Genomic DNA, 14,031 nt, shown 5'->3' with positions numbered 1-14,031 from the left:
CGTGGCAAAGGTGACGCGGGACGATGTGGCCAGGCTTGCGGGGACGTCGACCGCGGTCGTCAGCTACGTCATCAACAACGGACCACGGCCGGTGGCGCCGGCGACGCGCGAGCGTGTGCAGGCGGCCATCAAGCAGCTCGGTTACCGCCCTGACCGGGTGGCCCAGGCGATGGCCAGCCGCCGGACCGACCTGATAGGCCTCATCGTGCCGGACGCTCGGCAGCCGTTCTTCGCGGAGATGGCGCACGCCGTGGAACGGGCGGCCGCCGAGCGCGGCAAGATGGTGCTGGTCGGCAACTCCGACTACCTGGACGAGCGCGAGGTCCACTACCTGCGGGCCTTCCTCGGCATGCGGGTGTCCGGGCTGATCCTGATCTCGCAGGGGCCGAGCGAGCACGCCGCCATCGAGATAGACGCCTGGGACGCGCGGGTCGTGCTGCTCCACCGGCGTCCGGAGGCGATCGACGACGTCGCGGTCGTGACGGACGACGTCGGCGGAGCGCAGCTGGCGACCCGGCACCTGCTGGAGCACGGGCACGAGTACGTCGCCTGCCTCGGCGGCACCGAGATCACCCCGAAGTCCGGCGACCCCGTCACCGACCACGTCGAGGGCTGGCGGCGGGCGATGCAGGAGGCCGGCCGGAGCGTCGAGGGCCGCCTGTTCTCCGCCCCGTACAACCGCTACGACGCCTACAAGGTCGGCCTGGAGCTGCTGGCCCGGCCGGGCAGGCCGACGGCGATCATCTGCGCGACGGACGACCAGGCCATCGGGCTGCTGCGGGCCGCGCGCGAGCTGCGGATCGACGTACCCGGCGAGCTGGCCGTGGCCGGCTTCGACGATGTCAAGGAGGCCGGGCTGACCGATCCGCCGCTGACCACGGTCGCCTCGGACCGCGAGGCGATGGCGCGGGCGGCGGTGGACCTGGTGCTGGACGACGGGCTGCGGGTCTCCGGTTCGCGGCGTGAGCGGCTGCGGCAGTTCCCGTCCCGGCTGGTCGTGCGGCGCAGCTGCGGCTGCCAGTAGGGCGTTCCCGCAGGTCCGGGCGCATGCGCTCGGACCTGCCTCACCGCACACCGCTGACCTGCGCCTTCCGTCTTTATATCGGGCATACGGAACTCTGCCCCGGTTCTCAGGGCACGCTCAGGAAGCTCTCATGTTCGGGCCGCACAGTCGTTGTCATGAACGAGAACTCCCAGCGCGACAGCGGCGCAGACGAGCACCGGAACGGTCCCGCGGCCTACCCGCCGCCCCCGCCCTATGACCCGCAGGCCACCGTGTACGGGATGCACCCGTACGGCGCGCCCGCACCGGTGGAGCCCGCCGCCGCCCGGCGCGGGCCCAGGCGGTCGGTACCGCTGGTCGCCGCCGTGGCGCTGGTCTCGGCGCTGGTCGGCGGTGGAACGGCGGCGCTGATCGGGAACGCTACGGCCTCGCAGACCGCCGCGACCTCGACCCGGGTGATCGGCACGAGCGCGAAGGGCACCAGCGGTGTCGCCTCGGTCGCCGCGGCCGTGAGCCCGAGCATCGTGGAGGTCCGCGCCTCCTCGTCGGCCGGCGAGTCGACCGGCTCGGGCGTGATCGTCACCGGTGGCGGCGAGATCGTCACCAACAACCACGTCATCTCCGGCGCGGACACCGTCAAGGTCACCTTCAGCTCCGGGAAGACCGCGACCGCGAAGGTGGTCGGCACCGACAGCGCCAAGGACCTGGCCCTGCTCAAGGCCGAGGACGTGAGCGGCCTGACCCCGGCGGCGCTCGGCGACTCCCGCCAGGTCGCGGTCGGCGACGAGGTCGTGGCCATCGGCTCCCCCGAGGGCCTGACCGGCACCGTCACCAGCGGCATCGTCTCCGCGCTCGACCGCGACGTCACGGTCGCCGCCGACGAGGGGCAGAGCGAGGGGCAGGGGCAGCGGCAGGGCGGCGGCTTCGGCGGCGACGACGACCGGTGGCCGTTCCAGTTCGGCGGCGGCCAGTACAACGGCGACGTCGGCTCGTCCACGACCACGTACAAGGCGATCCAGACCGACGCCTCGCTCAACCCCGGCAACTCCGGTGGCGCCCTGATCAACATGAACGGCGAGATCATCGGCATCAACTCGGCCATGTACTCGTCCAGTTCCTCCTCGTCCGGCGACAGCGCCGCCGGCAGCATCGGCCTCGGATTCGCGATCCCCGTCGACACCGTCAAGGCCGACCTCGACACCCTGCGCAACGGCGGCAGCGACAGCTGACCGCTCCCTCCCGAAGGGACGGACCGTCATGAACGTCATCCTCAGCACCGCCCTGCACCCCGCCGGCATCCCTGCCGGCCCCGCGGACCTCGCCCTGATCCACTTCCCGGCCCAGGCGCCGCGCGAGCCCGAGATCGCCGCCAACCGCCGCTACGCCCGCCGGTACGCCCGCCGCTCGCGCGCCGCGCACCGTCTGGCCCTCGTGCAAGGCTAGGAATGCAGCAGCAGCGCACGGCACGACACAGCACGACACGACGGCAGCACAGATCCAAGCCCCGGACCACTTTCTGCACGAGGTGAAAGACGCATGAGCCCCGGCGAGAACGGCGAGGCCCCGGCCCGCATCCTGATCGTGGACGACGAGCCCGCGGTCCGTGAGGCGCTGAAGCGGAGCCTCGCCTTCGAGGGCTACGAGACCGCCCTCGCCGAGGACGGCCTGGCGGCACTCGACCAGGTCGACGTCTACCGGCCGGACGCGATCGTCCTGGACGTGCTGATGCCGCGCATGGACGGCCTCACCACCGCCCGCCGCCTGCGCTCCAGCGGCACCAACACCCCGATCCTCATGCTCACCGCCCGCGACACGGTCGGCGACCGGGTCACCGGACTCGACGCCGGCGCCGACGACTACCTCGTCAAGCCCTTCGAGCTCGACGAACTCCTCGCCCGCCTGCGGGCGCTGCTGCGGCGCAGCTCGTACGCCTCCGCCCTGTCCGGCGGCGCCGCCGAGGAGAGCGCGCTGTCCTTCGCCGACCTGCGCATGGACACCGCCACCCGCGAGGTCACCCGGGCCGGCGAGCCGGTGGAGCTGACCCGCACCGAGTACACGCTGCTGGAGATGTTCCTCGCGCACCCGCGCCAGGTGCTCACCCGGGAGCAGATCCTCAAGGCCGTGTGGGGCTTCGACTTCGAGCCGAGCTCCAACTCCCTGGACGTGTACGTCATGTACCTGCGCCGCAAGACCGAGATCGGCGGCCTCCCCCGGCTCGTCCACACCGTCCGGGGCGTCGGCTACGTGCTGCGCAACGCGGAGGGCAAGGGCTGATGCGCCGCATGGTGCGCTTCCGTTCCCTGCCGCTGCGCTCCCGGCTGGCGATCCTGACGGCGGTGGCGGTCGCGGCGGCGGTGACCGCGAGCGCGCTCCTGTGCTGGTTCTTCGTCCGCGGGACCCTCATGAACTCGCTGGACAACTCGCTGCGCGACAACCGGATGCCCCCGGGAAGGGTCGTCGACCAGCTGCGCGCGGGCCTGTGCACGACCGAGCCGCCCGCCTCCGACGACCAGGTCCCCAATCCCTTCAACTCCACCGTCCAGGTCGTTTCGCGGACCGGTGCCAGCTGTGTGATCCAGGGCGCCCAGTCGCTGCACGTCACCTCGGCGGACACCGACGTCGCCAAGGGCACGCTGCGTGAGGCGCTCCACACGGTGACCGGCTCCGACGGCAACCAGTACCGCGCCGTGACGTTGCCGCTGCTCAACACCGACGGGGCGTACACGGTGGCCCGCCCGCTCGACGAGGTCACCGAGTCGCTCAACACCCTGGGCCTGATCCTCCTGGCCGTCGGCGGCCTGGGGGTGATCGGCGCCAGCGTCGCCGGCCTCGCGGTCGCCCGCGCCGGCCTGAAGCCGGTGGACCGGCTCACCCGCACCGTCGAGCACATCGCGCGCACCGAGGACCTCAGCGTCCGCATCCCGGTGCACGGCGACGACGAGATCGCACGGCTGTCGGCCTCCTTCAACGCGATGACGGCCGCCCTGTCCTCCTCCCAGGAGCTGCAGCAGCAGCTGATCGCCGACGCCGGCCACGAACTGCGCACCCCGCTCACCTCGCTGCGCACCAACATCGAGCTGCTGGAACGCAGCGAGATGACCGGCAGGGCGCTGCCGCCGCAGGACCGGCGCGAGCTGCTGAGCTCGGTGAAGGCCCAGATGGGCGAGCTGGCGGCGCTCATCGGGGACCTCCAGGAGCTGTCGCGTCCGCAGGCGGTGCAAGGCGGCGGCCCGCTGCAGACGGTGGCGTTCCACGAGGCCGTGGAGGCGGCCCTGGAACGGGCCCGGCTGCGCACCGGCCCGGATCTGAAGATCACGGCGGAACTGGCGCCGTGGTACGTACGGGCCGAACCCGGCGCCCTGGAGCGGGCCGTGATCAACCTGCTGGACAACGCGGTGAAGTTCAGCCCGCCGGCCGGGTCGGTGGAAGTGGGCCTGCACGGCGGCGAGCTGACCGTCCGCGACCACGGCCCCGGCGTGCCGCCCGAGGATCTGCCGCATGTCTTCGAGCGCTTCTGGCGCTCCACTTCCGCGCGCAGCCTCCCCGGCTCGGGCCTGGGCCTGTCCATCGTGGCCCGCACCGTGGAGCAGGCGGACGGCACCGTTCGCCTGGAGCCCGCGAGCGGCGGCGGCACCACGGCCGTGGTCTATCTCCCGGGCGGCCCGACCCCGCCGGCCGGGGACGACACCTGACCGGTCTCCCCGTCCCCGCTAACCGGCCTGCCAGCGCTGGCCGGTGGCGTCGCCCACGGACTCGAAGGAGAGCGTGGCACCCGGTGTGCCGCCGTCGGGGGCGGCTGCGACACCGAGGTCGATCTGCGGGCGGATGCGGCCGAGACTGTCGACGAGGAAGAACAGGTTCTCGGCGTGCCTGCCGTCGGCGGACGAGCAGCGCCAGACGCCGAGCCCGCGGTCGGTGTCACCGCGGGAGTCGAGGCAGTAGTCGGAGTCGCCGGCGTTGCGCAGCACCCCCTGGGGCTCCACCCGCCACCGCTGCGCGGCGGAATCGGGGTCGCAGCCGGCGAGGATGACGTCCGAGCCGTTGGAGAAGTCCTCGTCGCGCACGTCCAGGCACAGGCCGGAGTCGCTGTTCACGACCTGGGCGAAGCTGCTGCCCGGGGGCTTCGGCGTGGGCGTCGGGGTGGTGGGTGCGGCCGGGATGCGGTGGGTCGCGGCCCCGCTCGGCGTCCTCGGCGGCGACGGCGTGGCGGTCCTGGTCGGGCCGGCCGTGGGCGAGCCGGTGACCGTGGCCGTGGCGGTCGCCGTGGCCGTAGCGGTCTCCGTCACGGTGACGGAAGCCGAAGGAAAGACCGGCGGCGACTGGGCGGCCTGGCCGCCCGCCGGGTCGGAGTCGCCGGCGACGTACACCAGGCCGGTGACGGCCATGACCGCGGCGGAGGCCAGGACGAGCGTGATCAGCGGCGTCGGGTAGCGGGTGCGCAGCCGCACCAGCCGGGCGGGCCAGGTGGCCCCGGCGAACCGGGTGAACCGGGTCAACCTGTCCAAGGGGCTCGGCCTCGGCTTGCGCCGGGAGGCCGGGGCCGGCCGCACGAAGCGGGTGAGCCAGGTGAGCCTGTCCAAGGGGCTCGGTCGCGGCTTGCGCCGGGAGACCGGTGTGGGCGCGGCCGGCGGGGCGGGAGGCGGCGCGGGCGCGGCGAGCGCCGCGAGGTAGGCGGGCCCAGCCCAGGCGACCAGGGCCGTGCCGAGCAGAGGGCGCGGGTCGCGCTCCAGCACGATCAGGAACTCCAGGGCCTTGGCGCAGTCGGCGCACCCGGCGAGGTGCCGCTCCAGGTCCTCGTTCTGCCGCGCGTCGTCCCGGCGGGCGGCGGCGTCCAGGATGCGGCCGAAGCCCCGGCACGCCGGGTCCTCGCTGCGTTCCAGATAGGTGCGCAGGTAGGACTCTCGGTACGCGTCCAGCGCCCGGGCCCCGAGGTCGGCCATCTCGGAGCGCCGCTCGCCGGTCCACAGCGCCGCGTCGGCCTCGGGCGTCCGCTCGACGACGGTGTGCCAGAGGATGCCCTGCGTGCTCTGCCGCAGGGCGGCGAAAGCCCCGAACAGGGCGGAGCCCTCGGCCAGTCGGTGCCGCGGGTGGACGGGCATGCCCGGCAGGCCGGGCGGGCTCGTCATGCCGCTGTCCCGGGCGCGGATCACGTCGATGAAGGCGGCGTACTCCCCGTTCAGCCGGACCCGCCGGCTGCCGGCGGCCCAGACCGCGCCCGCCTGGTGGACGAGCATGAGCAGCCGGTGCCGCCACGCGCCGCGCGGGTCGACCCCCCGGTGCACCTCCTGCCAGGCCAACGCGAAGGCCTGCGCCGCCAGTTGCCCGGCGGACTCCTCGTCACGGGCGCACAGCCGGGCATAGCACACGACGGCGGGCAGATGACGGCGGCGCAGTTCCTCGGTCGCCGGGTAGGCGGTCGGCGCGCCGGCCCGCACGCGCTCGGTGAGAGCGGCGTCGGACAACTCGTCGTAGACGGGCGCCTTGTGCGGTTGGGACACGGATGACCACCCGGACGCATTGATGGGCCTGGAGGACGGGGGTGCCCATGGTGCGGCACAAGTTACTGCCGAGGAAAGTGTTTCCGGTGGTAACTACCCGCCGTGGGACGGGTGAACGGGAAATCTCGTACGCAGCGCGGCCGGGATGTCACCCTGTGCTCGGCGCACCGCCCGGCAGCCGCGCGGCGCAGGCGGCGGTGACGGCGGCCGCGACCTCTCCCATCGCCTCGCCCCAGCCGACGTTGGCGTTGACCTCGCACAGGACGAAGTCCCCGTCCGGTGCGAAGAGCAGGTCCACTCCGGCCACGGCGAGCCCGAGCACCCCGGCGGCGCGCACGGCCAGCGCCTCGGCCCGGGGGTAGCGCCCGGAGCAGGGCGTCGCGGTGCCGCCCTGGGCGAGGTTGGACTTCAGTCCGGCGCCGTGGCCGGTGCGGGTCTGGGCGGCCACGGCCCGGCCGTCGACGACCACCACGCGCAGGTCGCGGCCGTGGGAGTGGGCGACGTACTCCTGGAAGAGATAGGGCGTCTCGTGGCGCAGGCTGCCCTGGACGTCCCGCAGCATCGCGGTGTCCGGGGCGAGGAAGACCCGCCGTCCGCGGTGCCCGCGCACCGCCTTGACCACACACGGCTCCGGCACCATTCCCGGGGCGTCGACCACCGCCTCCAGGGGTGCGTCGGCGTAGCTGAGCGTGTCCGGCACCGGCAGCCCGGCGAGGGCGAGTTGCTGCAGCTGCCAGACCTTGTTGACGCAGGCCATGACGGAGTCGATGGGGTTGACCAGGACGGCGCCCAGGGCCTGGAGGTGGCGCAGCAGCGTGATCTCGCGCTCGGCGCCCAGGCCCGGCGACATCATGCGGGCGAGGACGACCCGGGGAGCCTCGACGGGCCGGCCGTCGAGGCCGTAGAGCGCCAGCCGGCCCGTACGGACGCCGAGCAGCAGGTCGGCGGTGCGGACGACGGCGCAGCGCGGGCCGAACTCCTCGGCGAGGGCGGCCTGGAGCCGCCCGACGACCGGGCTCTCCTCGACGCCGTGGCCGAGCAGCAGCCACACGTCGGCGCGGAGTGCTCCGGTCACGGTGACAGCATTCCTGCAGCCGGGCCGTTCCCGCCAGGGGCGCGCCGTGCCGTCCGCGGCGCGGCTTAGCGGCACGGCCCAGCGGCGCCGCTCAGCGGATGACGTGCGGCACGAAGCGGGCGTACCCGTCGGTGACCGGGCCCGCCGACTCCCGGATGCCGAGCCCGGCCGGCTCGCCGTCCACGACCCAGGCGCCCAGCACGACGTGGTTGCCGTCGAAGACGGGCAGCGGGGCCAGTTCCTGGTAGCAGCAGGGCTCGTCGTCCCGTACGGCCACGGGCTCCCCTGCGCGGTGGACGGTGACGCCCGCGCCCTCACGGCCCAGCAGCGGCTTGGCGACCCAGCCGGTCGTGGCCGCCAGCGCGCGCGGGCCGTCGAGGTGTGCGGCGAGCAGGTTGGGATGGCCGGGGTAGAGCTCCCACAGCACGGCCAGGAGCGCCTTGTTGGACAGCAGCATCTTCCATGCGGGCTCGATCCAGCAGGTGCTGCCGGTGCCGCCGCCGTTGTCGAGGGTCTCCAGGACGTGGCCGCCGAAGGGGTCGTCGGCCAGCCATTCCCAGGGGTAGAGCTTGAAGCAGCTGCGGATGAAGCCCAGCCGGTCGTCGACGAAGCGCCGCGATAGGCCGTCCCAGCCGATCGACTCCACCGACAGAGCGCGGGTCTCCAGCCCCGCCTGCTCGGCGGTCTCGCGCAGATAGGCGACCGTCATCAGGTCCTCGCCGAGCTCGTCGCCCTCGGAGTGCGCGAAGTGCACGGGCCCGGGCGGCAGCAGGGGGGCCTGCCGCTTCCACGCGGCGACCAGGCGTTCGTGCAGGGAGTTCCACTGGTCGGCGCCGGGGAACCGGTCCTCCATCCAGAACCACTGGGCGCTGGCCGCCTCCACCAGGGAGGTGGGGGTGTCGGCGTTGTACTCCAGCAGCTTGGCCGGGCCGCCGGCGCCGTCGTGGCGCAGGTCGAAACGCCCGTAGAGGCTGGGCAGTTCGGTCCTGCGGTGCCAGGACTCGGCGATGCGGGCGGCCAGGTGGGGGTCGTGGATGCCGAGGTCGGCGAAACGGTCCCGCTCGACGATGTGCGCGGCCGCGGCCAGGCACATCGCGTGCAGGTCCGCAACGGTCTCCTCCAGCTCCTCGACCTCGGGCAGTGAGAACTCGTAGTAGGCGCTCTCGTCCCAGTAGGGGCGCAGCGTCCCGTCCGGATGGCGGGTCAGCGGGTAGACGACGCCCTGGTCCTCCACGATCCGCTGCCAGCCGGGGCGGGGCTCGGCGGTGCGGCGCCGCATCAGCCGCCGCCGGAGCGGTGGCCCGTGCCGTGGCCGCCGAAGCCGCCGGTCTTCACGGACGACTCGTCGAAGCTGCCGCCCCCGACCTTGCCGCCGCGGACGCTGCCGCCGTAGTAGTAGTGCCCGCTGCCCCCGCTCTCGCAACTCGACTTCGGCAGGGTCTTGTACGTGTGGGGATCCACGCAGCGCTTGTCGGGCTCGGAGCCGCAGGCGGCCAGGGCCGCGGCGAGCACACCCATGCTCCCGAGGATCACCGTGCCGGACCTGAACCGCCGTCGCTCCGTCGTCGTCATGCGCACAGGTTATGGAGATGTGCGGGGCCCCCGGCGACCGGGGGTCGGGGTCACGGCACCGCGGCCGGCCGCCGCGTCCGGTCGGCGGCGGGGTCGTGCCGAGGTCGCCGGAGTCCGGCCGCGGCCGGTTCGCGGTCCGCGCGCCGAGCACCCCGGGTGGATACGCCGCGGCCTCGCCGTGGCCGCAGAAGCAGGCGGAACGCGCGGGGCGGCCGTGGGTCCGCGGCGTCCCGGGCGCGCTCGCGGCCGTCCCGCCCGGGCGATCCGCCGGTCCCCGGCGCACCCGGTGCCGGCGCGGGCGAACGCGGTCTCCCAGCGGTGTCCGGAACCCGGCGCCGAGTCACCCACACGGTCGAGGCGGCAGCGGCCCACGAGCACCCTTCCGTGCCGCCGGCGGAACCGCGCACCCATAGAGGAAAGAAGAGGCGGCCGTCCCGTCGGACGGCCGCCCCTTCTTCGAACCGGCGGTGGTGCGAGGCCGGTTGGTTACTGCACGACGGTGATCCGGTTCGCCGCCGGCGCCGCCAGCGGCGCGGAGGCCGAGGAGTTGGCGGTCAGGTAGGCGTTCAGGGCCGCCAGGTCGTCGCCGCCGACCACCTGGTTGGTGCCGTTGGCGAGCTCGCCGAAGCCGTCACCGCCGCCCGCGAGGAAGTTGTTCATCGCGACGCGGTAGGTGGCCGCCGGGTCGATCGGGACGCCGCCCAGCTTGACCGAGCCGGCCACGATGCGGTCGGCGCCGGTCTTGCTGAGGTCCAGCGTGTAGGTGAGGCCCGCGGAGATCTGGAGGATCTTCGGCGCGGCGGCGTTGGCGCCGCTGACCTGCTGCTGCAGCACGGTGACCAGTTGGGCGCCGGTGAGGTCCTTCAGGTTGACCGTGTTGCTGAACGGCTGGACGGCGAAGCCCTCGGCGTAGGTGACCACGCCGTCGCCCTCGGAGCCGGAGGCCTTGTGGACCAGGTCGGTGCGGATGCCGCCGGGGTTCATCAGGGCCAGGTCGGTGCCCGGGTCCAGGGTCTTGCCGTAGGCCAGCTGCGCGTCGGCGATGAGGTCACCGAGCGGCGACTCGTTGCCGTTGCGGGTGATGTCCTGGGAGATCCAGCCGACGGTCCGGTTGGCGACCGGGGCGGCCAGCGTCTGCCAGTGGCTGACGAGCTGGGTCAGGTCCGCGGCCTTGTTCTGGGTGCGGTTCACGACGTGGTTGGAGCCGACGACGGAGGCGCGGACGATGTCGTCCGTGCGCTTGTCGAACTTCATGTTCAGCTCGGTGTAGAGCCGGCCGAAGGAGGCGGCGCTGGTGACCAGGCGGTCGTTGCCCTTGGGGTCGGGGATGGTGCACACGTACGCGTTGTGGGTGTGCCCCGTGATCAGCGCGTCGACGTCGGGCGAGGTGTTCTTGGCGATGTCGACGATCGGGCCGGACAGGCCCTTGCCGTCGCCGCCCGCGTCGCAGTCGTAGTTGTAGGAGCCGGAGGCCGGGAAACCGCCCTCGTGGACCAGGGCGACGATCGCGTTGACGCCCTTGGACTTGAGCTCCTTGGAGTACTTGTTGATCGTCTCGACCTCGTCGAGGAACTTCAGGCCCTTGACGCCCTCGGCCGTGACGATGTCCGGCGTGCTCTCCAGGGTGACGCCGATGAAGCCGACCTTGATGCCCTTGATGTGCTCGATGGTGTAAGGCGCGAGCAGCGGCTTGCCGGTCTTCTCGTTGACGACGTTCGCCGACAGGATCGGGTAGTCGGCGCCCTTGAACTTGCGGCCCTTCTCGTAGCAGCCGTCCGTCGGGTGGCAGCCGCCCTTCTGCAGGCGGAGCAGTTCGTCCTTGCCCTCGTCGAACTCGTGGTTGCCCACGCCGGTGACGTCCAGGCCCAGCTTGTTCATGGCCTCGATGGTCGGCTCGTCGTGGAACAGGCCCGACAGCAGCGGGCTGGCGCCGACGATGTCACCGGCCGCGACGGTCACGGTGCGCTTGTGGCCCACGCGGGCGCTGCGCAGGCTGGAGGCCAGGTACTCCACGCCGCCGGCGTCGATGGTCTTGGTGGTGCCGTCCGCCTGGAGTTCGGTGACGCGGCCGGAGGAACCGGCCGGGGGCTCCAGATTGCCGTGGAAGTCGTTGATGGCGAGCATCTGGAGGTCCACGGTGCGGTCGCGCTCCGCGCTGTGCCGGGACTCGTGGGCCTGGGCCGTCGGCATCGCGATGGCGAGCGCGCCGAGCGCCGCCAGACCCGTGGCCGCCGCGGCGACCTTGCGGGCGGCGTGGCGCCGGGGTTGGTTCGCAGACATGGGTGGGTCCCCTTAGACGTGAGCGAAAAAGGTGAAGGGTTGAGAGGGGAGGACCCGCCGCAGCCTAGGGTCAACGCGCGTAGTTGTCAGTGGCTTTGCGGTTAAGGCCAGATTGCCACTGTCCGGGGCGGGCGGCCGACCGGACTCATTCGTCTCACATGCCGAAATCATCTGTCTCGCCATTCAGTCGAGGAGCATAGTTGCGCCCACCACCGACCGAGGAGGTGCACGCCATGCGCCGCCGCTGGCTGATGCTGGCCCTGGGCACCGCGGCACAGACCGCCGCCTGCGCGTTCGTCTATGGAATTCCCTATCTGGCCGCCGAGTTGCGCGACTCCGCACATCTGTCGCTGCCCCGGATCGGCCTGCTCATCGCCTGTCCCACGGTAGGCCTCGTCGCCGCTCTCGTCGCCTGGGGAGCCCTCGCCGACCGCCACGGCGAGCGAATCGTCATCGCCACCGGACTGGGCGGCGCCGCCGCGCTCTTGGCCGCCACCGCCGCCGTGACGGCCGCCGGGGGCGGCACGGTGGCGCTCGGGGCGCTGCTCGTCCTCGCCGGAGCGGCCGCCGCCTCGGTGTACTCCGCGAGCGGACGGCTCGTCATGGGCTGGTTCACCGCGCGGGAACGCGGCCTGGCCATGGGCATCCGGCAGACCTCCACCCCGCTCGGCATGGGCGTGGCCGCGCTGACCATGCCGCCCCTGGCCGCCGCGTACGGCATCGGCGGCGCCTTCGGCTTCCTGGCCGCGGTGTGCGCGCTCATCGCCGCCGCGGTCGCCGTGCTGGCCGCCGACCCGGCGCGCCCGGCGGGGACCGGGGCGGCGGCGGAAGCGGCCGCCAACCCCTACCGGGGCTCGTCGACGCTGTGGCGGATCCACGGCGCGGGGGCCCTGCTGGTCGTGCCGCAGTTCACCGCGGGCGCCTTCGCGCTCGTGCTGCTCGTGGACACCCGCGGCTGGTCCGCGGTGGACGCCGGCCGGCTGATCGCCGGCGCGCAGGTGCTGGGCGCGGCCACCCGCATCGCCGCGGGGCGCTGGTCGGACCGGGCCGGCAGCCGGCTGCGCCCGATGCGGCAACTGGCCGCGGTCACCGCCGCCGTGGTCGCCGCCGCCGCGTTCACCGCGGCCTTCCCCTCGCCTCTCACCGCCGCCGCCCTGGTGTTGTCGGTCGGCATCACCGCCAGTACCAACGGCCTGTCCTTCACCGCCACCGCGGAACGCGCCGGGGCCGCCTGGTCCGGCCGCGCCCTCGGCGTCCACAACACGGGCCAGAACCTCACCGCGGCCGTCGTCCCGCCGCTGAGCGCGGCTGCGATCTCCGCCACCGGCTACTGGCCCGCCCTGGCCACCGCCGCGGTCGTCGCCTGCGGAGCCGCACTGCTCGTACCGGTGGACTCCCCACGGCGGCGAGCGGTCGTAAGCTCAGTTCCATGACCGACGCAGCAGCGCAGCAGACCGCGGTGGGCCCCCGCCGGATCGAGACCGTGAACGAGCTGACACCGAAGACGGCCGACGCGGTACTGACGCTGATCGAGGAGGCCGCGGCGGCCGACGGCCAGGCCGCGGTGTCCGAGCAGGCCCGGATCCACCTGCGCGGCGGCGCCCGCGAGGGCGTCCGCCACCTGCTGGTCGAAGCCGACGGCACGCTCGTCGGGTATGCCCAGTTGGAGGACACCGATCCCGTCGAGGCCCCGGCCGCCGAGATGGTCATCCACCCCGACCACCGCATCCAGGGCCACGGCCGCGCCCTCGGGCACGCACTGCTCGCCGCCTCCGGCAAGCGGCTGCGGATCTGGGCGCACGGCGGCCACCCCGCCGCGCGGCACCTGGCCGGGCTGCTCGGACTCGCCCTCTTCCGCGAGCTGCGCCAGATGCGCCGCCCCCTGGACGGCGCGGTGGAGGGAGCGAGCGGTGCGCCGCTGGCCGAGCCCGTGCTGCCGGAGGGCGTCACCGTGCGCCCCTTCGTCCCGGGTCAGGACGACGCCGCGTGGCTCGCGGTGAACGCCGCCGCCTTCGCCCACCACCCCGAGCAGGGCAGCCTCACCCAGCGCGACCTCGACGACCGCAAGGCCGAGCCCTGGTTCGACCCGGCCGGCTTCTTCCTGGCCTTCCGCGGCGACCGCCTCGCCGGCTTCCACTGGACCAAGGTCCACGCCCAGCAGGGCCTGGGCGAGGTCTACGTCCTCGGCATCCACCCCGACGAGCAGGGCGGCGGTCTCGGCCGCGCCCTCACCCTGATCGGACTGCGCCACCTCGCCCGGGACCGCGCGCTGCCCACCGCGATGCTCTACGTGGACGCCGACAACGCCCCCGCGGTCGCCGTCTACGAGCGCCTCGGCTTCACCACCCACGAAGTCGACCTGATGTACCGCACCGAGAGCTGAACGAGCGGCGGGCAAAGCGGGCGAAGCGGCGGCCCCGCGGGAAGCGCGGGGCAGCGCGCGAGAGGGCGGGACGGAGGGGAAACGGACGCCCCGCCGGGCCCCGTCGCGCCCCTTCTCGGTGATCACACGGTCACGGCCGGTACGGGTGGCGCTTTCCTGACCGCCATCTAACCGTTACCGGCGATTCAAACTCGCTTGCGAGCATCGCTGAATGCATCCG

General features: G+C 73.4%; 12 protein-coding genes. 7 read left to right on the top strand and 5 right to left on the bottom strand.

What is annotated here, in order from left to right; genetic code table 11:
- Position 1 precedes the first annotated feature (1 nt).
- From ACFWVC_RS27405 to ACFWVC_RS27385, 5 genes are all read left to right on the top strand, one after another.
- Positions 2 to 1,024, top strand: a complete 1,023-nt coding sequence (locus ACFWVC_RS27405; RefSeq protein WP_384291913.1) for a LacI family DNA-binding transcriptional regulator — start codon at positions 2 to 4, stop codon at positions 1,022 to 1,024.
- A 155-nt stretch (positions 1,025 to 1,179) separates the two neighbouring features.
- Positions 1,180 to 2,232 carry a S1C family serine protease gene (locus ACFWVC_RS27400; RefSeq protein ID WP_384291910.1) on the top strand — a complete coding sequence of 351 codons (1,053 nt, stop codon included), beginning with the start codon at positions 1,180 to 1,182 and terminating at the stop codon, positions 2,230 to 2,232.
- Positions 2,233 to 2,260: 28 nt separating this feature from the next.
- Entirely contained in the window at positions 2,261 to 2,446 is a 186-nt protein-coding gene (locus ACFWVC_RS27395) for a hypothetical protein (RefSeq protein ID WP_384291906.1), read from the top strand.
- Between the two features lie 93 nt (positions 2,447 to 2,539).
- Positions 2,540 to 3,277, top strand: a complete 738-nt coding sequence (locus ACFWVC_RS27390; protein ID WP_384291902.1) for a response regulator transcription factor — start codon at positions 2,540 to 2,542, stop codon at positions 3,275 to 3,277.
- The gene (locus ACFWVC_RS27385; protein WP_384291898.1) at positions 3,277 to 4,695 is read left to right on the top strand and encodes a sensor histidine kinase; all 1,419 of its coding nucleotides are present in this window, start codon (positions 3,277 to 3,279) and stop codon (positions 4,693 to 4,695) included. Before ACFWVC_RS27390 ends, ACFWVC_RS27385 begins: the two co-directional genes overlap by 1 nt.
- 18 nt (positions 4,696 to 4,713) lie before the next feature.
- Here ACFWVC_RS27385 and ACFWVC_RS27380 read toward each other — a convergent pair whose 3' ends face one another.
- The 5 genes from ACFWVC_RS27380 to ACFWVC_RS27360 all read right to left on the bottom strand — a co-directional run bounded on the left by ACFWVC_RS27380 (position 4,714) and on the right by ACFWVC_RS27360 (position 11,428).
- Positions 4,714 to 6,501: a ricin-type beta-trefoil lectin domain protein gene (locus tag ACFWVC_RS27380; protein WP_384291894.1), complete on the bottom strand. Its 1,788-nt coding sequence runs from the start codon at positions 6,499 to 6,501 to the stop codon at positions 4,714 to 4,716.
- A gap of 148 nt (positions 6,502 to 6,649) precedes the next feature.
- Positions 6,650 to 7,576 (bottom strand): RimK family alpha-L-glutamate ligase, encoded by a 927-nt coding sequence (locus tag ACFWVC_RS27375; protein WP_384291890.1) that lies wholly within the window; start codon positions 7,574 to 7,576, stop codon positions 6,650 to 6,652.
- Between the two features lie 91 nt (positions 7,577 to 7,667).
- Positions 7,668 to 8,855, bottom strand: coding sequence for a glutathionylspermidine synthase family protein (locus tag ACFWVC_RS27370; RefSeq protein ID WP_384291887.1), 1,188 nt, complete (start codon positions 8,853 to 8,855; stop codon positions 7,668 to 7,670).
- Positions 8,855 to 9,148, bottom strand: coding sequence for a hypothetical protein (locus ACFWVC_RS27365; protein ID WP_384291884.1), 294 nt, complete (start codon positions 9,146 to 9,148; stop codon positions 8,855 to 8,857). Before ACFWVC_RS27365 ends, ACFWVC_RS27370 begins: the two co-directional genes overlap by 1 nt.
- 486 nt (positions 9,149 to 9,634) lie before the next feature.
- Positions 9,635 to 11,428 (bottom strand): bifunctional metallophosphatase/5'-nucleotidase, encoded by a 1,794-nt coding sequence (locus ACFWVC_RS27360; RefSeq protein WP_384291881.1) that lies wholly within the window; start codon positions 11,426 to 11,428, stop codon positions 9,635 to 9,637.
- 200 nt (positions 11,429 to 11,628) lie between these two features.
- Between ACFWVC_RS27360 and ACFWVC_RS27355 the strand changes: the two genes are divergently transcribed.
- Positions 11,629 to 12,861 (top strand): MFS transporter, encoded by a 1,233-nt coding sequence (locus ACFWVC_RS27355; RefSeq protein WP_384291878.1) that lies wholly within the window; start codon positions 11,629 to 11,631, stop codon positions 12,859 to 12,861.
- The gene (gene mshD / locus ACFWVC_RS27350; RefSeq protein ID WP_384291875.1) at positions 12,858 to 13,811 is read left to right on the top strand and encodes a mycothiol synthase; all 954 of its coding nucleotides are present in this window, start codon (positions 12,858 to 12,860) and stop codon (positions 13,809 to 13,811) included. The genes ACFWVC_RS27355 and mshD overlap by 4 nt, the downstream gene beginning before the upstream one ends.
- Positions 13,812 to 14,031: the final 220 nt, after the last annotated feature.

The sequence above is a fragment of the Streptomyces sp. NPDC058691 genome (assembly GCF_042714775.1).
Classification (GTDB): domain Bacteria; phylum Actinomycetota; class Actinomycetes; order Streptomycetales; family Streptomycetaceae; genus Actinacidiphila.
The sequence above is the reverse complement of the archived record's forward strand: the minus strand, read 5'-3'. Positions and strand labels throughout refer to the sequence as shown.